The organism is Amycolatopsis sp. lyj-112 (assembly GCF_046549055.1).
Lineage (GTDB): Bacteria > Actinomycetota > Actinomycetes > Mycobacteriales > Pseudonocardiaceae > Amycolatopsis.
In genome coordinates, this window is sequence record NZ_JAJPWS010000001.1 from 570,415 (window position 1) to 590,614 (window position 20,200).

General features: G+C 69.1%; 19 protein-coding genes. 18 read left to right on the forward strand and 1 reads right to left on the reverse strand.

All coding sequences use genetic code 11. The annotated features are described in order from the left end of the window. The first annotated feature begins 19 nt into the window (after positions 1-19). The 6 genes from ACLJRL_RS02735 to ACLJRL_RS02760 all read left to right on the forward strand — a co-directional run bounded on the left by ACLJRL_RS02735 (position 20) and on the right by ACLJRL_RS02760 (position 5,517). Positions 20-322 carry a YlxR family protein gene (locus ACLJRL_RS02735; protein WP_410654369.1) on the forward strand — a complete coding sequence of 101 codons (303 nt, stop codon included), beginning with the start codon at positions 20-22 and terminating at the stop codon, positions 320-322. A 143-nt stretch (positions 323-465) separates the two neighbouring features. Next, positions 466-3,522, forward strand: coding sequence for a translation initiation factor IF-2 (infB, locus tag ACLJRL_RS02740; RefSeq protein ID WP_410654370.1), 3,057 nt, complete (start codon positions 466-468; stop codon positions 3,520-3,522). A gap of 73 nt (positions 3,523-3,595) precedes the next feature. Next, positions 3,596-3,889, forward strand: a complete 294-nt coding sequence (locus ACLJRL_RS02745; protein WP_410654371.1) for a DUF503 domain-containing protein — start codon at positions 3,596-3,598, stop codon at positions 3,887-3,889. 29 nt (positions 3,890-3,918) lie between these two features. Continuing rightward, positions 3,919-4,395, forward strand: a complete 477-nt coding sequence (gene rbfA / locus ACLJRL_RS02750) for a 30S ribosome-binding factor RbfA (protein WP_410654372.1) — start codon at positions 3,919-3,921, stop codon at positions 4,393-4,395. Then, positions 4,376-5,242 carry an alpha/beta hydrolase gene (locus ACLJRL_RS02755; RefSeq protein WP_410654373.1) on the forward strand — a complete coding sequence of 289 codons (867 nt, stop codon included), beginning with the start codon at positions 4,376-4,378 and terminating at the stop codon, positions 5,240-5,242. Before rbfA ends, ACLJRL_RS02755 begins: the two co-directional genes overlap by 20 nt. 20 nt (positions 5,243-5,262) lie before the next feature. Further along, on the forward strand, positions 5,263-5,517 hold the full coding sequence (locus ACLJRL_RS02760) for a hypothetical protein (protein ID WP_410654374.1): 255 nt from the start codon (positions 5,263-5,265) through the stop codon (positions 5,515-5,517). Between the two features lie 279 nt (positions 5,518-5,796). On the opposite strand, the gene ACLJRL_RS02765 is transcribed toward ACLJRL_RS02760, so the two are convergent. After that, a complete protein-coding gene (locus tag ACLJRL_RS02765) occupies positions 5,797-6,840 on the reverse strand; it encodes a TRM11 family SAM-dependent methyltransferase (protein ID WP_410654375.1) in 1,044 nt (347 codons plus the stop codon). A gap of 25 nt (positions 6,841-6,865) precedes the next feature. Here ACLJRL_RS02765 and ACLJRL_RS02770 point away from each other — a divergent pair, with 25 nt between their 5' ends. From ACLJRL_RS02770 to ACLJRL_RS02825, 12 genes are all read left to right on the forward strand, one after another. After that, entirely contained in the window at positions 6,866-7,879 is a 1,014-nt protein-coding gene (locus ACLJRL_RS02770) for a DHH family phosphoesterase (RefSeq protein ID WP_410654376.1), read from the forward strand. Between the two features lie 80 nt (positions 7,880-7,959). After that, positions 7,960-9,285: an MATE family efflux transporter gene (locus ACLJRL_RS02775; protein ID WP_410654377.1), complete on the forward strand. Its 1,326-nt coding sequence runs from the start codon at positions 7,960-7,962 to the stop codon at positions 9,283-9,285. 155 nt (positions 9,286-9,440) lie between these two features. Continuing rightward, positions 9,441-10,751, forward strand: coding sequence for an MFS transporter (locus tag ACLJRL_RS02780; RefSeq protein ID WP_410654378.1), 1,311 nt, complete (start codon positions 9,441-9,443; stop codon positions 10,749-10,751). A 29-nt stretch (positions 10,752-10,780) separates the two neighbouring features. Next, positions 10,781-11,704 carry a tRNA pseudouridine(55) synthase TruB gene (gene truB / locus ACLJRL_RS02785; RefSeq protein WP_410654379.1) on the forward strand — a complete coding sequence of 308 codons (924 nt, stop codon included), beginning with the start codon at positions 10,781-10,783 and terminating at the stop codon, positions 11,702-11,704. Between the two features lie 203 nt (positions 11,705-11,907). Beyond that, positions 11,908-12,870 carry a bifunctional riboflavin kinase/FAD synthetase gene (locus ACLJRL_RS02790; protein ID WP_410654380.1) on the forward strand — a complete coding sequence of 321 codons (963 nt, stop codon included), beginning with the start codon at positions 11,908-11,910 and terminating at the stop codon, positions 12,868-12,870. A gap of 114 nt (positions 12,871-12,984) precedes the next feature. After that, positions 12,985-13,464 (forward strand): XRE family transcriptional regulator, encoded by a 480-nt coding sequence (locus tag ACLJRL_RS02795; protein ID WP_410654381.1) that lies wholly within the window; start codon positions 12,985-12,987, stop codon positions 13,462-13,464. Positions 13,465-13,466: 2 nt separating this feature from the next. After that, positions 13,467-13,976, forward strand: coding sequence for an RNA 2',3'-cyclic phosphodiesterase (gene thpR / locus ACLJRL_RS02800; RefSeq protein ID WP_410654382.1), 510 nt, complete (start codon positions 13,467-13,469; stop codon positions 13,974-13,976). A gap of 128 nt (positions 13,977-14,104) precedes the next feature. Then, entirely contained in the window at positions 14,105-14,374 is a 270-nt protein-coding gene (gene rpsO / locus ACLJRL_RS02805; protein WP_155545968.1) for a 30S ribosomal protein S15, read from the forward strand. Positions 14,375-14,603: 229 nt separating this feature from the next. Beyond that, positions 14,604-16,856: a polyribonucleotide nucleotidyltransferase gene (locus ACLJRL_RS02810; RefSeq protein ID WP_410654383.1), complete on the forward strand. Its 2,253-nt coding sequence runs from the start codon at positions 14,604-14,606 to the stop codon at positions 16,854-16,856. Positions 16,857-16,960: 104 nt separating this feature from the next. Continuing rightward, positions 16,961-18,325: a M16 family metallopeptidase gene (locus tag ACLJRL_RS02815; RefSeq protein ID WP_410654384.1), complete on the forward strand. Its 1,365-nt coding sequence runs from the start codon at positions 16,961-16,963 to the stop codon at positions 18,323-18,325. Then, the gene (gene dapB / locus ACLJRL_RS02820; RefSeq protein WP_410654385.1) at positions 18,322-19,074 is read left to right on the forward strand and encodes a 4-hydroxy-tetrahydrodipicolinate reductase; all 753 of its coding nucleotides are present in this window, start codon (positions 18,322-18,324) and stop codon (positions 19,072-19,074) included. Before ACLJRL_RS02815 ends, dapB begins: the two co-directional genes overlap by 4 nt. Further along, a complete protein-coding gene (locus ACLJRL_RS02825; protein WP_410654386.1) occupies positions 19,071-19,517 on the forward strand; it encodes a tetratricopeptide repeat protein in 447 nt (148 codons plus the stop codon). The genes dapB and ACLJRL_RS02825 overlap by 4 nt, the downstream gene beginning before the upstream one ends. Positions 19,518-20,200: the final 683 nt, after the last annotated feature.

A 20,200-nucleotide genomic window follows, 5' to 3' on the forward strand; every position in this document is an offset into this window, starting at 1 on the left:
CGAAGCGGTAGACTCACCAGTGGTTCAGAGCCTCCGGCCGGGAACCGACCCCCAGCGCGACCGGGAACACCCGGTACGCACGTGTGTCGGCTGCCGTCGGCGGGCTTTGATCGGCGAGTTGCTGCGAGTGGTCGCGGCGGATGGACGGCTGATCGTCGACGAACGTCGAAGGTTGCCGGGCCGGGGTGCTTGGTTGCACCCCGTGCCGGACTGTCTGGCCAAGGCCGAGCGGCGCAGGGCGTTCCCCCGAGCACTTCGTGTTCCGGGTTCGCTCGACGCCCAGGGTGTCCACGAACGCCTGGTGCGACTCACCGAAGGCTAGGGCGCCGGGACATCCCCGGTGCCGGATGGAATCAGGAAGCAGGTCGACCCGTCATGAGTCAGCCGTGAAGCTGAATCAATGAACGCGCGACAATAGGACGAGGTCTGCGGGTCTGCCGCCGGCCTCCCCAGATGAGGAGAGCTGTGCCAGGCAAGGCCCGAGTACATGAGCTCGCGAAAGAGCTCGGCATCACCAGCAAGGAAGTTCTCGCCAAGTTGAAGGATCAGGGCGAGTTCGTCAAGTCCGCGTCGTCGACCGTCGAGGCCCCGGTGGCCCGCCGTCTTCGTGACGCGTACCCGTCCAAGGACGGCCAGAGCAAGAAGCCGGCTCCGACCCCCGGACCGCGGCCTTCACCCGCGCCGCCCGCCAAGCCCGCTACCCCGGCCCCGGCCGCGCAGCAGGCTCAGACCGAGGCCCCGGCCGCCCCCGCGGCGTCCGCCCCGGCCGCGTCGGCCCCGGCTCAGCAGCCTTCCCGCCCCTCCACCCCGGGTAACCGCCCGGGCCCGCGCCCCGGCCCCCGGCCGCCGGCGCCGAAGGAGGAGCAGGTCCCGGCAGCGAAGGCAGCTCCTGCCGAACCCAAGAACGCTGAGTCCGCTAAGGACAGCCCTTCAGCTCCGGCCAGCCCGGCGACTCCGGCCACCCCGGCCACCCCGCCGGCGTCCTCGACGCCGTCGCAGGGTTCGGTCGTGCCGCCGAAGCCGCAGGGCCCCAAGCCCGGCGGCCCCAAGCCCGGCCCGCGTACTCCGCGCGTCGGCAACAACCCGTTCGGTGTGGGATCCGGTTCCCCGGCCCAGCGTCCGTCCGGCCCGCGCCCCGGTGGCGGCCAGCAGGGCGGCGACAGCCGCCCGCCGCGTCCCGGTGGGCAGGGCGGCGACCGTCCGGCACCGCGTCCCGGTGGCGGCGCTCCCGGCGGTAACCGGCCGAACCCGGGCAACATGCCCCCGCGTCCGAACCCCGGCATGATGCCGGGCCGTCCGGCCCGTCCCGCCGGTGGTCCCGGTGGCGGCCGTGGTGGCCCCGGTGGCGGTCCTGGCGGCGGAGCCCGTGGTGGCCCCGGCGGCGGCGCTCGTGGCGGTCCCGGTGGCGGCGGCGGAGGTTTCCGTGGCGGTCCCGGTGGCGCTGGTGGCGCTGGTGGCGGTTTCCGTCCCGGCGGCGGCGGTGGCGGCGGTTTCCGTCCCGGTGGCGGTGGCCCCGGTGGCGGCGGCGGTGCTCCGGCCGGTGGCGGCGGTTTCCGTGGCGGCGGCGGCCGTGGTGGCCCCGGTGGCCGCGGTGGTACCGCCGGTGCCTTCGGGCGTCCCGGTGGTCCCGCTCGCAAGGGCCGGAAGTCCAAGCGCCAGAAGCGCATGGAGTACATGGACAACATGCAGGCGCCCAGCGTCGGTGGCGTTCGCCTGCCCAAGGGCAGCGGCGAAACGATCCGCCTGCCGCGTGGCGCTTCGCTGACCGACTTCGCCGAGAAGATCGACGCCAACCCGGCTTCGCTGGTGCAGGTGCTCTTCCACCTCGGTGAGATGGTCACGGCGACGCAGTCCGTGTCGGACGACATCCTCGAGCTGCTCGGCGGCGAGATGAACTACGTCGTCCAGGTCGTCAGCCCGGAGGAAGAAGACCGCGAGCTGCTCGGCACCTTCGACATCACCTATGGCGACGACGCCGGTGACGAAGAAGACCTCGAGGTCCGTCCGCCGGTCGTGACGATCATGGGTCACGTCGACCACGGTAAGACCCGGCTGCTCGACACGATCCGCAAGACGAAGGTGCGCGAGGGCGAAGCCGGTGGCATCACCCAGCACATCGGCGCCTACCAGATCGAGACCGAGCTCGAGGGCAACCCGCGTCTCGTGACGTTCATCGACACCCCGGGTCACGAGGCGTTCACCGCCATGCGTGCTCGTGGTGCGAACGCCACGGACATCGCGGTCATCGTGGTCGCGGCCGACGACGGCGTCATGCCGCAGACGGTCGAGGCGATCAACCACGCGCAGGCCGCCAAGGCCCCGATCGTGGTCGCGATCAACAAGATCGACAAGGAGGGCGCGAACCCGGACAAGATCCGGCAGCAGCTCACCGAGTACAACCTCGTGGCCGAGGAGTACGGCGGCGACACGATGTTCGTCGAGATCTCGGCGCGGGAGAACATCAACATCGATGGTCTCCTCGAGGCGATCCTGTTGACCGCGGATGCCGCGCTCGACCTGCGGGCCAACCCGAACATGGAGGCCCAGGGCGTCGCGATCGAGGCGCACCTGGACCGCGGTCGCGGTCCGGTCGCCACGGTGCTGGTCCAGCGCGGAACGCTGCGCGTCGGTGACTCCGTCGTCGCCGGTGACGCGTACGGCCGCGTGCGGAAGATGGTCGACGAGCACAACGTCAACGTCACCGAAGCGACCCCGTCGCGTCCGGTCCAGGTCATCGGGTTCACCTCGGTGCCCGGCGCCGGCGACACGTTCCTCGTCGTCGACGAGGACAGGGTCGCCCGGCAGATCGCCGAGCGGCGTTCGGCCCGGACCCGCAACGCGCTCAACGCGTCGCGTCGTAAGCGGGTCAGCCTCGAAGACCTCGATGAGGCCTTGAAGGAGACGAGCACCCTTAACCTGATCATCAAGGGTGACAACTCCGGTACGGTCGAGGCCCTCGAAGCCTCGCTGATGCAGCTGGATGTCGGCGAAGAAGAGGTCGAGCTCAACGTCGTCCACCGCGGTGTCGGTGGCGTCACGGAGTCCGACATCGACCTGGCGACCGCGTCCAACGCGATCGTCCTGGGCTTCAACGTGCGGGCACAGGGCAAGGCGACCGAGCGGGCCACCCGCGAGGGCGTCGACGTCCGGTACTACACGGTCATCTACCAGGCGATCGACGAGATCGAAGCCGCGCTCAAGGGCATGCTCAAGCCGATCTTCGAAGAGGTCGAGCTGGGCAAGGCCGAGATCCGCGGGATCTTCAAGTCGTCGAAGGTCGGTACGATCGCCGGTTGCATGGTCATCTCAGGCGAGATCCGGCGTAACGCCAAGGGTCGTCTCCTCCGTGACGGCAACGTCATCGTGGAGAACCTGCCGATCAACTCGCTGAAGCGCGAAAAGGACGACGTCACCGAGGTCCGCGAGGGCTTCGAGTGTGGTCTCACCTTGGGTAACTACAGCGATTTGAAGCTCGGCGACGTCATCGAGACGTACGAGCAGCGCGAAAAGCCGCGTGCGTAAGTGACACTGGCGGCGCTCCCTCGCTCTGGGCGGGGGAGCGCCGCTTCACCTTCGACACAACCCAGAAACCCCCATGTTCGTAGGAGCCCTGGAGCTCGACATCCTGCTGGGCGACGTCCACTCGCTCAAGCAGAAGCGATCCGTGATCAAGCCGGTGCTGGCCGAGGTACGCAAGCGTTTCGACGTCTCCGTCGCCGAAGCCGGGCATCAAGACCTGCATCGGCGGGCACTGGTCGGTGTGGCCGTGGTCGCGGCGACTGGCGAGCACGTCCGGGACGTGCTCGACTCGTGTGAGCGCTTCGTGGCAGGCAGGCCGGAGTTCGAACTGCTCTCCGCCCACCGCCGGCTGCTCGGCCCGGATGACTGACAGAAGACTTTTCGAGGAGACGAAATCCCATGGCCGATCCCGCTCGGGCTCGTAAGCTCGCCAAGCGGATCTCACAGATCGTCGCCCACGCGATCGAGCATGACATCAAGGATCCGCGGCTCAACTTCGTGACGATCACCGACACGAAGATCACCGCCGATCTGCACGACGCCACGCTCTTCTACACGGTGCGGGGCGAGAATCTCGAGTCCGCCCCCGACTACAACGCCGCCGCGGCGGCGCTGGAATCCGCTCGTGGCGTCCTGCGCACGAAGGTCGGTCAGGGCACGGGTGTTCGCTACACTCCGACGCTGACCTTCACGGCCGACAGCGTTCCCGACGACGCGCGGCGCATCGAGGAACTCCTGGCCAGGGCACGAAAAGCCGACGAGAAGGTCGCGCGCCGGGCAACCCGCGCGCAACACGCCGGTGAAGCCGACCCGTACAAGGCGCCGCGGGAAGAGGCCGACGACGATGAGATCGCCGATGAGGAGACCCGGGGCTGAAGGAGTGAGCCAGGCCGTGAGCCGGCGTGGCCTGCTGCTGGGAGCCACGGCCTTGGGGGGCTCGGCACTGCTCGCGGGATGCGGCGCGGACAAACCACCTGTGGTGGGGCCCGCGCCGGTGAATCCGCCGAACAGCCCCACGCCGTTGACCGAAGCGGTCACGGTGCAGAAGATGCGCTCGGCAGCCCGGAACCGGGAAGTCAACCTCGTCATCATCGCGCCCGACGGGGTTTCGCGGGTCGGGCTGCCGGTCTGCGTCGCCCTGCACGGACGCGGTGCCGACGCCCGGACGTTCCTGAACCTGGGCGTGCAGTCCGCGCTGAACAAGCTCGTCGCGGCCGGGCTGCCCGGTTTCGCCGTGGCCGCCGTCGACGGTGACAACTACTGGGTGGACGTCGGCAAGGGTGACGACCCTCAGCGCATGCTGTCCGAAGAACTCCCCGGCTGGCTCGCCCAACGACAGTTGCGGCCGCCGACGGCGATGTTCGGGATCTCGATGGGTGGTTTCGGCGCGTTGCGCTACGCCCGCGAGCACAAGGACCTCAAGGCCGTCGCCGTGGCGAGCGCGGCGCTGTTCGTCAGCTGGCCCGATGCCAAGTCCCGCAAGGTGTTCGCCGATCGCGGCCAATGGGAATCGCACGAACCGCTGCTGCACACCGACGAGCTCAAGGCCGGCTCGACCGGCGTGTGGTGCGGCAACGCGGATCCCTTCGCCGGCGCCGACCGCAAACTCATCAAGGCACTCCGCCCCGAGGTCGGGAAGATGACCCCCGGCGAGCACAACGACGACTACTGGCGGGGCATCATGCCCGAAGTCATGAAGTTCGTGGGAGAACGTCTCACCTGATCGGGGGCCATCCTGGAGGAATGAGCATCCAGGAGCAGGCACAGCAGGTGGACGCGCTCGCCGACCAGGTCCCCACCGGCGTCGCGCTGGCCACGAAAGCCGAACTCGAGGCGATCCAGAACCAGGTGGTGGCATTGCTGGGGCACACCGCCACCGCGGACACCCTCCAAGGCGCGATCCAGAACGCCGCCGGGCTGATCGACGACCTGACGGCGGCCCTGGAGAACGTGAAGATCCAGTTGCGGGAAGTGGCTCAGCACCATCTCGCCGGCTGACCCTCGCGCCACACCACCGCAAGTAGAGGACTAATGGCGGGTAGGGCAAAGGTGGCGGACGACACGCCCGCGGCCGGGCTTTCCACCCCGTGTCGTCCATCTGAACACGATCGCCGTCCGCCTGGACACGCGTGTCGCCTCTCCAATCACGCGAAACCGCTGCCCGCGCACCGGCCAACAGAACCACCAACGCCAAGCAAGCGGGATCACAAACTCGCCGACGTAGGTACCTCGAACACTCTTGGCCCTAACGACCCAAATCACTCACGAACGCGGGGGCTAGGCGGGTTTGGCGGCGACGATCAGGTCCCGCACGATCGCCTGGTCCACCCGGTGCGAGAACTCGGCGAACGGGCCGTCCTCGCGGACTTCCAGCCCGGCCTTGTCCAGGATCGCGGCGAGTTCCTCGCGCGGCGCGACGTTCGTGTTCCACGAGATGCCGAGCGCGCCGCCGGGCCGCAGGACCCGCGTCCACACCGGGACCGCGGCCGCGAGCAGGTCGCGCGGGCTGCGCGCGAGCGACGCGTCCTGGGTGCGGTGGCTGCCGTGCTGCACGCCGTACGGGGCGTCGGTGACGATGAGATCGACGGAGTCCGACCGCAGCAGGTCGTCCGTGGTGAGCGTGTCGCAGTTGAGGTAGCTCAGCTTGCGGACCTCGCCGGCCTTGTACTGCTCTTTGGTGATCCCGAAACCGATGTCGAGGCGCCTGCCGAGCCGGACCTTGTTGCGCCGCACCTGCCCGGACTCGGCGCTGTGCTTGATCCGCTTCTGCTTCAGCCAGGTTTTGATGAACAGTTCGTAGGAGTCGAAATCCTTGCCGTCGACGTCGAGACCGGTCGCGTCGAAGCCGTACATCATCGCCTGGTTCAGCGTGGTGCCGCGGCCGCAGAGCGGGTCCAGCAGGTGCAACGGCTCGTCCAGCATCGCCGCCGGGCGGGCGGTGGAAAGCAGGGTGACGTTGACGAGAAGTTTGGTGAACAGCTCGTTCGTCTTGCCCGGGTACTTCTGGATGGTCAGCAGATCCGAGTCGAAATTCGCCAGCGGGCTGATCGTGACCGGCTTCAGGACGCCGTCGCCGACTTCGAACAGCGCGTAGAGCGCGGAAAGGTTCGAAAGGAGCGCGAGATCGCGTCCGCTCAGCGGGGCGGGCGTGGTGAAGGTGAGGTAGCCGACGCCGCCGAGTTCCGTCTCGCCGATTTCGGAGATCTCGGTCTCCAGGGCGGACATGCCGAACACCGCCAGTTCCGCGCGCAGCAGGGCGGGAGTGGAGTCGGTGTACACCCGGTTGGCGGACGGGTAGACAAGGATCGCGTACTCGGACATTCCGCAGAGCGTAGCTTGACTGATTGTGACAGCGATTCCTGCGCAGGACCTGAAGGAAGCCGCCGCGTTGCTGGCGCGCGCGAACGACGTGACACTGCTCGGCCACGTGCGCCCGGACGCCGACGCGCTCGGCAGCGCGCTGGCTCTGGGCAGGGCGCTCCAGCTCAGGGGAGGTGTCAAGGTCCGCGTGTCGGTGGGCGAACCCGAGGAGATGCCCGAAACCCTGCGGAGCCTGGACGTCGGCGGGCTTTACGTTCCCGCGAGCGAGCTTCCGGAGACCGAACAGCTGCTGGTCGCCCTCGACACCGCCACGCTCGGCAGGCTCGGCAAACTCGCGCCGCGGGTGGACGCCGTCCGCGAGGCGGGCGGCGACGTGCTGGTGATCGACCACCACACCTCGAACACCTTCTTCGGTACCAAGCACATCGTCGACGACACCGCGGAAGCCACCGCGGTGCTGGTCTTCGCGTTGCTGGAGGAACTCGGCACCGAAATCGACGAACCCATCGCGCGGTGCCTGTACGCGGGGCTGGTCACGGACACGAGCGGGTTCCGCCGCGCCCGGCCGTCCACCCATCGGATGGCCGCGAAGCTGCTCGAAGCCGGCGTCGACCCGGACAAGGTGGTCCGCGCGATCGTCGACGACCACCCGTTCGCGTGGCTGCCGATGCTCTCGGACGTGCTCGCGGGCGCCCGGCTCGAACCGGAGGAGGCGCGGGGCGTCGGCCTGGCGTACGCCGTCGTGACGCTCGATGCCGCGCGGACCGTGCGGCACGAAGAGGTCGAGGCGGTCATCGACGTCGTCCGGTCCACTCGGGAGGCCGGGGTGGCGGTGGTGCTCAAGGAGGCCGAGCCGATCGGTCCCCGGCAGCGGTGGCAGGTCTCGCTCCGGTCGACAGGCGGTGTCGACGTCTCGGCCGCGGCCGGGGAACTGGGCGGCGGCGGGCATCGCCAGGCGGCCGGCTGCACCGCGGAGGGCACCGCGGGCGAAGTGCTCGACCAGTTGCGCGCGGCACTGCGGAGGGCGCCGCTGCTGTGATCCGGTGCGACCGGACGCCGCAGCCGGTGAACGTGTTCCCGGCGTCTGGGACTGTCGTACCAGACCTTTAGTCTGCTGGGGTGCCTGAAGCTTCCGAACCCGTCGAGCGCATCCCGCCGAAACGCGTGCTCGGGCTCGCCGTGCCCGCGCTCGGCGTGCTCGCGGCCGAGCCGTTGTACGTCCTGGTGGACACGGCCGTCGTCGGGCATCTCGGCGCGCTTCCGCTGGCCGGGCTCGCGGTCGGCGGCGTCGTGCTCTCGCAGGTTTCGAGCCAGCTGACGTTCCTGTCCTACGGCACGACCTCGCGCACGGCGCGGCTGCACGGCGCCGGACGCCGTCCCGAGGCGGTCCGCGAAGGCGTCCAGGCGACCTGGCTGGCGGTGATCGTCGGCCTGGTCGTGATCGTCGCGGGGCAGTTGCTGGCCGCGCCCATCGCCGGGGTCCTCTCCGGCGACGACGCGATCACCGACGCCGCCGTCTCCTGGCTGCGGATCGCGCTGTTCGGGACGCCGTTCATCCTGATCACGATGGCGGGCAACGGCTGGATGCGCGGCGTGCAGGACTCCGCGAAACCGTTGCGCTATGTCTTGGCGGGCAACGGAATCTCCGCCGTGCTGTGCCCGGTGCTGGTGTACGGCGCGGACTGGGGGCTGGAAGGCTCGGCGATCGCGAACGTCGTCGCGCAGGTGATTTCGGCGGCGCTGTTCATCACGGCACTGGTGCGAGAACGGGTCCCGCTGCGGCCCGAGCCGAAGGTGATGCGCGCGCAACTCGGCCTCGGCCGCGACCTGGTCCTGCGCAGCCTCGCCTTCCAGGCCTGCTTCGTCTCCGCCGCCGCAGTCGCCGCCCGGACGTCCACCGAGGCCGTCGGCGCGCACCAGGTCGTGCTGCAACTGTGGACGTTCCTCGCGCTCGTGCTGGACTCGCTGGCCATCGCCGCGCAGTCGCTCGTGGGAGCCGCGCTCGGCGCCGGCGCGAGCAGACGCGCGCGGGGTGTGTCGAACCAGATCACCGGCTACGGCCTGGTGTTCGGCTGCTTCCTCGGCGTCGTGTTCGCGTCGCTGGCCGGCGTGCTGCCGCAGGTGTTCACTTCGGACGGAGGCGTGCTCGCCGAGATCCCGCACGCGTGGTGGTTCTTCGTCGCCCTCCAGCCGATCGCCGGGGTGGTGTTCGCCTTGGACGGTGTCCTGCTCGGCGCCGGCGATGCCGCGTTCCTCCGCAACGCGACGTTGTTCAGCGCGGCGCTGGGGTTCCTGCCGCTGATCTGGTTGTCGCTGGCCTTCGGCTGGGGGCTGGCCGGGATCTGGACCGGGCTGTCGCTGTTCATGCTGCTGCGGCTGGCCACGCTGCTGGTGCGGTGGCGGTCGGGGCGATGGGCCGTGGAAGGCGCGGTGCGTGCCGTCTGACCCTCCGCTACCGCAATCAGAGGACTAAACGCGAAGCTGTGGTGAAGACCACCTGGGTAACGGGTATGTTTCGCCGTTGCTTAGGCGATACAACTAGTGAGGCGGCAGTGCGGGCGTCTCTTCTTGCCCGAAAACCCTTCCGAGGAGGAATCACTGTGACAGGCCGAGCCACCCGCCGGTCCTGGTTCATCTGGTTCGCCGCCGTCACCGTCTATCTGCTCGCCGTCTTCCACCGCACCTCGTTCGGCGTCGCCGGGCTGCAGGCCGCCGACCGCTTCGGCGTCGGCTCGGCCGCGCTCGGCACGTTCACCGTGCTCCAGGTCGGCGTCTACGCCGCGATGCAGATCCCCACCGGCGTCCTGGTCGACCGCTACGGCCCGCGCCGCGTGCTCACCGGCGCCGTGTTCATCCTCGGCCTCGGCCAGATCCTGCTCGCGGTCGCCGATTCCTACCCGCTCGGCCTGCTCGCCCGCGCCGTCCTCGGCTTCGGCGACGCGCTGACCTTCGTGAGCGTCCTGCGGCTGATCGCCGCGCATTTCCCCGGCCGCCAGTACGCCCTGCTCACCGCGCTGACCGCGGCCATCGGCTACGTCGGCAACCTCGCCGCCACCCTGCCGCTCAGCCTCCTGCTCGACGGTCCCGGCTGGACCCCGACGTTCCTCGCCGTCGGCCTGGTGACCGCCTTGTACACCGCCGTCGTCGTCCTGCGGGTCGAGGACACGCCTCGCGGCGAACCGCAGCCGGTGCGCGAAAAGGTGCACCCGAAGGTGCTGGGCCGTCAGGTCGCCGAAGCGTGGCGGACGCCCGGGACCCGGCTGGGATTCTGGGTCCACTTCAGCACGATGTTCGCGCCGAACGTGCTGACCCTGCTGTGGGGTGTGCCGTTCCTGGTGCAGGGACAGGGATATCCGAAGGCCACCGCGAGTTCGCTGCTGATCGTGTTCGTCTTCGGCTCGATGATCGGCGGCCCGTTCATCGGCAGCCTGATCGGACGGCGCCCGTCGCTGCGCATGCCGCTGGTCGGCGGGTACATCGGCGGCGCCGCGGTGATCTGGGCGGTCCTGCTCGGCTGGAGCGGGACGATCCCGGTCGCCGTCGTCATCCCGGCCTTCGCGTTCCTCTCCCTCGGCGGGCCCGCGTCGATGATCGGCTTCGCGCTGGCCAGGGACTACAACCCGCTCTCGCGTGTCGGCACCGCGACCGGTGTGGTCAACGTCGGCGGATTCGTGGCCACGACGATCTCGGCGCTGGCCGTCGGGGTGCTGCTGGAGTGGACCGGCGGCACGTTCCGGGTCGCGCTCCTGTCGGTCGTCGTGGTGCTCGCGCTGGGCACCTTCCGGATGCTCGTGTGGTGGCGGCGGACCCGCGCGGCCCTGTTCGAGGCGGAGGCTCGCGGCGAGGAGATCCCGGTCCAGATCCGCCGCAGGCGCTGGGACGCCGAGGCCCCGCTCCCCGTCTCGTCCTAGGCGGAGTCCCGAAAGATAGGGTTCGGCGCGTGTCGCGCCCCAATCAGGTCAAAGCCCCGAAACGTCCCGCCCCGCCCCCCGGTCTCGTCATCGTCGACAAACCGTCCGGGATGACCTCCCATGACGTCGTCGCCAGGGCGCGGCGGTTCATGGGCACCCGCAAGGTCGGGCACGCCGGCACCCTCGATCCGATGGCCACCGGCGTGCTGGTGCTCGGCATCGAACGGGCGACGAAACTCCTCGGCCATCTGGCGCTGGACCGCAAGACCTACCTCGCGACCCTCTCCCTGGGACTGTCCACCACGACCGACGACGCCGAGGGCGAGCCGATCGCCGAAGCCGCCGCGGACGCGGTCGCGAAGATCACCGACGAGGAGATCGCCGCCGGGATCGCCGCGCTGTCCGGCGACATCCAGCAGGTGCCGAGCGCGGTCAGCGCGGTCAAGATCGACGGAAAGCGCGCGTACGCCCGGGTCCGGGCCGGGGAAGAGGTCGTGATCCCGCCGCGCCCGGTCACCGTGCACCGGTTCGACCTGCTCGCCACCCGTCGCGAAGCGGGCCGGATCGAACTCGACGCCGTCGTCGAATGTTCTTCGGGGACCTACGTCCGGGCGCTGGCCCGGGATCTCGGCGCCGGGCTGGGCGTCGGCGGGCACCTGCAGGCGTTGCGGCGCACCACGGTCGGGCCGTTCACCCTGGCCAAGGCCCGCACGCTCGACCAGCTCGAAGAGAAACCGGAACTGTCGCTCGACCTCGACGCCGCCGTCGCCGCCGCGTTCCCGCGCCGGGATCTGGACGCCCGTGAGGCGCAGGCGGTCCGATATGGACAGAGGGTGCCCGCGGCCGGCATCGAGGGCACGTACGGGATGTTCGGGCCGGACGGCCGGGTGCTCGCGCTCGCCGCGGACGAAGGCGAACTGGCCCGGTCGGTGGTCGTGTTGCTGCCCGCCTGAGCCGTGTCCTGTAAGGCTGGTCGATGGGCTTCGTGATCCAGGTGGTTCCTGACGGTGCGGGCGGGTCGCCCTCGTACGGGGTCGTACTCGGGCGTATCCGCCCGTGCCGTCAGGGGCCGGCTGGGCGCGAAGCCCGCGAGCATGGCTTGCAGGGCACGGCCTAGGGTGGTGCACGGAGCAGGCCTGGAGGAGACGGGGCACAAGTGCAGCGTTGGCGTGGTTTGGGAGACCTTCCCGGAAGCTGGGGACGGTGCGTGGTGACGATCGGCGTCTTCGACGGCGTGCACCGCGGTCATCAGGAGCTGATCTCCAGGACGGTTCGCACCGCCGCCGAACGTGGCGTGCCGAGCGTGGTGCTGACCTTCGACCCGCATCCGTCGGAGGTGATCCGGCCGGGCAGCCATCCCGCGCAGCTGACGACGTTGCGCCGCAAGGCCGAACTGGTCGAGGGCCTGGGCGTGGACGTGTTCTGCGTGCTGCCGTTCACGCTGGAACTGTCGCGTCTCACCGCGCACGAGTTCGTGCACGAGGTGCTGGTCGACAAGCTGCACGCGGCCGCGGTGATCGTGGGGGAGAACTTCACCTTCGGCGCCAAGGCCGCCGGCGACGTCAACCTGCTGCGCACGCTGGGGAAGCGGTTCGGTTTCGTCGCGCACGGCGCCGAACTGCAGGGGTTGCTCGCCAGGGAACAGACCGAGAACGAGATCACCTTCTCCTCGACCTACGTGCGTTCGTGCATCGACGCCGGTGACGTCGTCGCCGCGTCCGAGGCGCTCGGGAGGCCGCACCGGCTGGAGGGCATCGTCGTCCGGGGCGACGGCCGGGGGCACGATCTCGGCTACCCGACGGCGAACCTGTCGACGCCGCGCTTCGCCGCCGTGCCCGCCGACGGGGTCTACAGCGCTTGGTTCACCCGTTCGTCGGATCCTGGCCGCCGGTTGCGTGCCGCGGTCTCGGTCGGGACCAATCCGACGTTCTCGGGGCGGGAACGCACCGTTGAGGCCTTCGTCCTCGACATCGACGAGGACTTCTACGGACAGCACGTTTCGCTCGATTTCGTCGCCAAGCTGCGGGATCAGGTCCGGTTCACGACGTCCGAAGGCCTGGTGAAGCAGATCGACGACGATGTCGTGCGGACCAGGGCTCTGCTCGGCGAGCAGGACTGACCAGGTCCGGCCTGGCCGGATGACAATGGTTAAACACGCCCGCCGCGATACGGCTCGGTGGCAAGATGTCACGGACCGCGCATGGCGTTCAATGGGGTTAGGGGAGCGAACCAGGTGGAGGACCACAAGATCGTCCAGCGGAACATCGCGCTGCAGAAGCAGTGGTACGGGGAACCGCTCGGCGATCGGGTGCGGAGACTGGTCGTGGCCTTCGACATCTCCCAGGCCTTCCTCGCCGAGGTGCTCGGCATCAGCGCGCCGATGCTCAGCCAGGTGATGAGCGGGCGCCGGGCCAAGATCGGCAACCCGGTCGTGCTCGCCAAGATGATCATGCTGGAACGCAAGGTCCTGGTCCCGGCGGTCGCCGCGGGCGACCGGAAGGCCATGCAGGAGGCCCTGGAAGACGTCCGCGACTCGCGGCCGACCGTGGGCCGCGACAACATCCCGGTCGGCGCCGTCGCCGACGACCAGGGCGTGCTCGCGGCGCTGCGAGACGTCGGCGAAGACGAAGATCTCGCCGAAGCCGCGAAGCTGCTCGACGACGACTTCCCGTCTCTGGCGGATCTGCTGCGCCGGGCGGCCAAGAACTCCTGATCATGAACCTCTTCAGCGCACTGGTCCCGCCCGAGGACGTCCTCGACGAGATCGCGGCCGCGCTGGGCAGCCCCGAAGACGGCGATCTCCGCTGGTCGCGGCGAGAGCATTGGCACGTCACCCTCGGTTTCTACGGTGAGGACGATCCCGAAGAACGGTCCGCCTGGCTGGCCGGACGGCTGGCGGAGGCGTCCGCGATCGACGTCCGGCTGGAAAATGCGGCGACATTCCCCGGGGTGCTGTGGTTGAGTGTCACCGGAACCGGGCTCCACGAGCTGGCTCACCAAGCCGGCGCGGGGACGGAGGGAAGGCCCTATGTGGCCCACCTGACACTGGCCCGCTTCCCCCGCGACCGGCCCGGAGCCGCGAGCGCGTGGGAGGAGCGGCTGGCCGGGTTCACCAGCAGAACTTGGACGGCGACCGAAGCCGTGCTGATCCGCAGTGACCGTGAGCAGAGTGAATCGCGCTACCGGGTGATCCAGTCGTACGAGTTGAACGACGCCCGCGCCTGAAGCCGCTGATCACGAGGCTGGTAACCTCGATGATTGGGTCCGGCTGCAGTCCGTGGCGGCCGTGACCGTCTCACCCGGCGTGAACGATCGTCCGGGCCGCACGGCACAGAATGTCTAGGAGCACCACAGTGGCTTTGTCCACCGAAGACAAGAAGTCGATCCTTGCCGAGTACGGCGTGCACGACTCGGACACCGGATCCCCCGAGGCCCAGGTCGCGCTGCTGACCAAGCGCATCGTCGGCCTCACCGAGCACCTCAAGGCTCACAAGCACGACCACCACTCCCGTCGCGGGCTCCTGCTGCTGGTCGGCCGTCGCCGCCGGCTGCTGAACTACGTGATGAAGGTGGACATCGAGCGTTACCGTGCGCTGATCCAGCGTCTCGGCCTCCGCCGATAGCTTGAACCCGAGGGGGAGTGACCACGTCGGTCGCTCCCCCTCGGTCTAAGAACGACAGGCGCGAGCGCGCCCGAGGAACCGTCCGCCGGTCCTCGGTAGTGGTTCCCGGGCAACGGCCCGGGGGCTTCGATCGAAGACCGGCCTCACTCCTCGAGCGTCCGCAGGCGAAACAGGTCCCAGGATGGGAGACTCGCGCCGTTACAGAGGAACAAAAGAGGAGATACACCCTATGACCGACTCCACCGGAGTCACCGTGCACGAAACCGAAGCCGTGATCGACAACGGCCGTTTCGGCACCCGCACCGTTCGCTTCGAGACCGGACGGCTGGCCCGTCAGGCCGCTGGTTCCGTCGTCGCGTACCTCGACGAAGAGACCATGCTGCTCTCGGCGACTACCGCGTCGAAGCACCCGAAGGATCACTTCGACTTCTTCCCGCTGACCGTGGACGTCGAGGAGCGGATGTACGCCGCCGGGCGCATCCCCGGCTCGTTCTTCCGTCGTGAGGGTCGCCCGTCTACCGACGCGATCCTGACCTGCCGCCTGATCGACCGGCCGCTGCGCCCGTCGTTCACCGACGGTCTCCGCAACGAGATCCAGGTCGTCATCACCGTCCAGAGCCTCAACCCGGACGACCCGTACGACGTGCTCGCGATCAACGCGGCTTCGGCCTCGACCCAGATCGCCGGCCTGCCGTTCTCGGGCCCGGTCGGCGGCGTCCGCGTCGCGCTGATCGAGGGCCAGTGGGTCGCGTTCCCGACCTGGAAGCAGCTGGAAGAGGCCACCTTCAACATGGTGGTCGCCGGTCGCATCGTCGGTGATGACGTCGCGATCATGATGGTCGAGGCCGAGGCGACCGACAAGACGCTGGACCTGATCGCCGCGGGCGGCAAGGCGCCGGACGAGATCGCCGTCGCCGAGGGCCTCGAGGCCTCGAAGCCGTTCATCAAGGTGCTGTGCGAGGCCCAGCAGCAGCTGGCCGACGTCGCCGCCAAGCCGACCGGTGAGTTCCCGGTCTTCCTGGCCTTCGAGCAGGACGCCTTCGACGCGGTCGCCGCCATCGCGACCGACGACCTCGCGAACGCCCTGACCATCGCGGGCAAGCAGGACCGCGACCACGCGACCGACCAGGTCAAGGCCGCCGTGCTGGAGAAGATCGGCCTCAACGAGGGCGAAGCCTTCGCCGGCCGTGACAAGGAAATCGGCGCGGCGTTCAAGGCCCTGTCGAAGAAGATCATGCGCAAGCGCGTCCTCACGGACAAGATCCGCATGGACGGCCGCGGCCTGACCGACATCCGGTCGCTCGCCGCCGAGGTCGCCGTGATCCCGCGGGCGCACGGTTCCGCACTCTTTGAGCGTGGAGAAACGCAGATCCTGGGCGTCACCACGCTGAACATGCTCCGTTTGGAGCAGCAGATCGACTCGCTCTCCCCGGAGACGCACAAGCGGTACCTGCACCACTACAACTTCCCGCCGTTCTCCACCGGCGAGACCGGCCGTGTCGGTTCGCCGAAGCGGCGCGAGATCGGCCACGGCATGCTCGCCGAGCGCGCCCTGGTCCCGGTCCTGCCGAAGCGTGACGAGTTCCCGTACGCGATCCGCCAGGTCTCCGAGGCGCTGGGCTCCAACGGCTCCACCTCGATGGGCTCGGTCTGTGCCTCGACCATGGGTCTGCTGAACGCGGGTGTCCCGCTGAAGGCGCCGGTCGCCGGTATCGCGATGGGCCTCATCTCCGACGAGGTCGACGGTGAGACCCGCTACGTCGCGCTGACCGACATCCTCGGTGCCGAAGACGCCATGGGCGACATGGACTTCAAGGTCGCCGGCACCAAGGACATCATCACCGCGCTGCAGCTGGACACGAAGCTCGACGGCATCCCCTCCGAGGTGCTCGCCGCCGCGCTGAAGCAGGCGAAGGACGCTCGCCTCACCATCCTGGAGGTCATCGCCGAGGCGATCGACGGCCCGGACGAGATGAGCCCGTACTCTCCGCGCGTCACCAGCGTGAAGGTCCCGGTGGACAAGATCGGCGAGGTCATCGGCCCGAAGGGCAAGATGATCAACTCGATCACCGAGCAGACCGGTGCCGACATCTCCATCGAGGACGACGGCACGATCTACGTGGGCGCGGCCGACGGCCCGTCGGCGGAGGCGGCGATCGACCTGATCAACGCCATCGCCAACCCGCAGCTGCCCAAGGTCGGCGAGCGTTTCCTCGGCACCGTGGTGAAGACGGCCGCGTTCGGCGCGTTCGTCTCGCTGCTGCCGGGCAAGGACGGCCTGGTGCACATCTCCAAGCTGGGCAACGGCAAGCGGATCGCCAAGGTCGAAGACGTGGTCAACGTGGGCGACAAGCTCCGCGTCGAGATCGCCGACATCGACAACCGCGGCAAGATCAGCCTGATCGTGGTCCAGGAAGAAGACGCTGCCGAGGCCAAGCCGGCCGAGGACGACAAGGCCGAGGCCCCGAAGGCCGACGCCTGACAGTCCGGGTAGTCCTGGCAAGTCCGATGTGAAGTGTTGAGTGAGGGCCGTTCGGGGCGTTGTCCTGAACGGCCCTTTTCTCACCCGTGGAAGTTAGGGATCCGTTGGCGTCTCAGGTTTCCGGGCACGAACAGCCCGTCGGCAGCACTCGCACCCTCGAGTCCCCTTCGGACGGTGCGGTGGTCAAGCGCAGCGTGCTCGCCGGAGGGCTGCGGGTGATCACCGAGCACGTGCCCGCCTCCCGGTCGGTGACGGTCGGGCTGTGGGTCGGCGTCGGGTCTCGGGACGAGCCTGCCTCCGTCGAGGGTGCGGCGCACTACCTCGAACACCTGCTGTTCAAGGGCACCACGAACCGTGACGCCACCCAGATCGCCGAGGAGATCGACGCGGTCGGCGGGGAGTTCAACGCGTTCACCGCGAAGGAACACACCTGCTACTACGCGCAGGTGCTCGACGAGGACCTGCCCCTCGCGATGGATCTCGTCACCGACGTCGTGTTCGAGGCCCTGTGCACGGACAAGGACGTCGAGACCGAGCGCAGCGTCGTGCTCGAAGAGATCGCGATGCGCGACGACGATCCCGAGGACCTGCTGCACGAGACGTTCGTCGGCGCGATCCTCGGCGATCACGCGCTCGGCCGCCCGGTGCTCGGCAGCGAGAAGTCCATCATCGAGATGTCCGCGTCGGCACTGCGCGGGTTCTACCGGCGGCGCTACACGCTGCCGCGGATGGTGCTCGCCGTCGCCGGGAACATCGAGCACGGACAGGTGCTTCGCCTGGTGCGTAAGGCTTTGCGGAACCGACTGACCGGGCCGGCCACCCCGGTGGCACCGCGGGCAGGCCGGGCGCGGATCGCGATGCCGCCGAAGCTCGTCCTGCACACCGACGACACCGAGCAGGCACACGTGATGCTCGGCCTGCGTTCGCTGTCGAGGCACGACGACCGGCGGTTCGCGCAGTCGGTGCTCAACGCCGCGCTCGGCGGCGGGATGAGTTCGCGCCTGTTCCAGGAGATCCGCGAGAAGCGCGGCCTGGCGTACCAGGTCTATTCGTCCGTCGCGAGCTATGCCGACACCGGTCATATGGCCGTGTACGCCGGTTGTCAGCCTGAAAAGCTCGGCGAGGTCGCCGGTGTGATCCGCGAGGTGCTCGAACTCGTCGGCAAGGACGGGCTGAGCGACGCCGAGGTCGCGCGGGCGAAGGGGCAGTTGCGGGGCGGGCTCGTGCTCGGCCTGGAGGACACCTCGTCGCGGATGTCGCGGATCGGCAAGAACGAACTGAACTACGGCCGCTATCTCGGCGTCGACGACACGGTGGCGCGGATCGACGCCGTCACCACCGAAGAGGTCTGTGCGCTCGCTCGCACTCTGCTGCACAGCCCCGGTGGCGTGACCGCCGCGGCGGTGGTCGGGCCGTACGCTCACGCCGACGACCTTCCGGACGATCTTCACGAGGTGATCGCATCATGACCGAGTCCGCACCGATCCGGGTCGGCGTGCTGGGCGCACGCGGCCGGATGGGCCAGGAAGTCGCCGCCGCCGTCACCGGCGCCGACGACATGGAACTCGTCGCCGAACTCGACGCGGGGGACGACTTCGCGGGGCTCAAGCAGGCTCAGGTCGTCGTCGACTTCACCCACCCCGACGCGGTGATGGACAACCTGGAGTTCCTGACCGGCAACGGGATCCACGCCGTGGTCGGCACCACCGGGTTCAGCGACGACAGGCTCGCGAAGCTGCGTTCGTGGCTCGACGCCGACCCGTCGGTCGGCGTGCTCATCGCCCCGAACTTCGCCCTCGGCGCGGTGCTGGCCATGCGGTTCGCCCAGCAGGCGGCGCGGTTCTACAACTCTGCCGAGGTCATCGAACTACACCACAACCGCAAGGCCGACGCGCCTTCCGGAACGGCCGCGCACACCGCCCGGCTGATCGGCGAGGCCCGGGCCGCGGCCGGTCTCGAACCGGGCAGCGACGCGACGACGTCCGAAGTGGACGGTGCCCGCGGCGCGCTCGTCGACGACGTCCGCGTGCACTCGGTCCGGCTGCCCGGGCTCGTGGCGCACGAGGAGATCCTGTTCGGTGGCGAGGGGGAGACCCTGACCATCCGGCACGACTCGCTGCACCGCACGTCGTTCATGCCCGGGGTACTGCTCGGCGTGCGCTCGGTGCTCACCCGGCCCGGCCTCACGGTCGGTCTCGAGAACATCCTCGACCTGTGAGGGCCCGCAACTTCGCGCTGGTGATGACGGCGGCGCTCGCCGTCTACGTCGTCCTGCTGGCCGGCCGGGCGATCGCGTTGCTGGGCAGCGGCGAGACGGTGCCGGTGATCTTCGGCATCGGCGTCCTGCTGCTGCCGCTGCTCGGGATCTGGATCATCGTGACGACCTGGCGTTCCGGCGTCCAGATCCAGCGGCTCGCGCGGCGGCTGGACGAAGAAGGCGGCTTGCCCGACGTCTCCGACCTGCCCCGGCGCCCTTCGGGCCGGGTGGACCGCGACGCGGCCGACGCGTGGTTCGACGAGCGGCGGGCCGAGGTCGAAGCCGATCAGGAGAACTGGCGCGTCTGGTACCGGCTCGCCTACGCGTACGACATCGCGGGGGACCGGAAGCGGGCCCGCGAGACGATGCGACGGGCCGTGGACCTCGAAGCAGCCTCCCGCTGAACGCCATTAGAGGACTACTTGCGCTCGGCAGCGCGAGCGCAAGTAGTCCTCTAATGGCGGAGCGACGCTGGCCATAGTTCATCACGGCGTAGGCGATTTCAGGTCAGAGGGTAGAAGTGACCTGGGCAGTCAGCCCGCCGGGTCGGAGTCGATCAGCTTGGGAGCGTCCAAGGCGGGGCGGGCGCTGCTCTGGGATCTTGCCGTCGGCGTTTCCGTGCATTGGCGCCGGTGGGCTGGTCTCGATCTCGAAGAACAGCGCTTTGATCGCGCACTGGGCTTCGTCTTCTTGAGAACCAAGCGTCCGACGCACCAGGCCCCGCTGATCACTGTCGGCTTGCCATCCGGGGCGACGTCCCGGATGGCCTTGACCTCCAGAGGGACCCCGTCCGTGGGCGGTTGGCGAGCCACGACGACCGGGAACTGGAGGGCTGGTGCGAATTCATGATCAACGAAGGGCGAGGACTTCGGCCCGAGTCGGAGTGTGCGCCGGTGAAGGATCGGCCGTTTACACGCCCTGACTTGGCCAAGCCCTCAACCTGCAGACTGAAGCCGCCCGACCAGACCGTTGTCTAAGGCGGTCCGGCCGGGCGGTTCACCCGATTGCGGGCGGTAATGGGCATCCCTTGCGATTGAAGTGGCGTACGGGATGCCTGCGTTTAAATCAGTTGCGGACGGTAGTTCGT

Coding starts and splice junctions, on each gene's coding strand:
- ACLJRL_RS02745 (WP_410654371.1), top strand. CDS start 3,596: ATGTTCGTAGGAGCCCTGGAGCTCGACATCCTGCTGGGCGACGTCCAC.
- rbfA (WP_410654372.1), top strand. CDS start 3,919: ATGGCCGATCCCGCTCGGGCTCGTAAGCTCGCCAAGCGGATCTCACAG.
- ACLJRL_RS02755 (WP_410654373.1), top strand. CDS start 4,376: ATGAGGAGACCCGGGGCTGAAGGAGTGAGCCAGGCCGTGAGCCGGCGT.
- ACLJRL_RS02760 (WP_410654374.1), top strand. CDS start 5,263: ATGAGCATCCAGGAGCAGGCACAGCAGGTGGACGCGCTCGCCGACCAG.
- ACLJRL_RS02765 (WP_410654375.1), bottom strand. CDS start 6,840: ATGTCCGAGTACGCGATCCTTGTCTACCCGTCCGCCAACCGGGTGTAC.
- thpR (WP_410654382.1), top strand. CDS start 13,467: ATGAACCTCTTCAGCGCACTGGTCCCGCCCGAGGACGTCCTCGACGAG.
- ACLJRL_RS02810 (WP_410654383.1), top strand. CDS start 14,604: ATGACCGACTCCACCGGAGTCACCGTGCACGAAACCGAAGCCGTGATC.
- dapB (WP_410654385.1), top strand. CDS start 18,322: ATGACCGAGTCCGCACCGATCCGGGTCGGCGTGCTGGGCGCACGCGGC.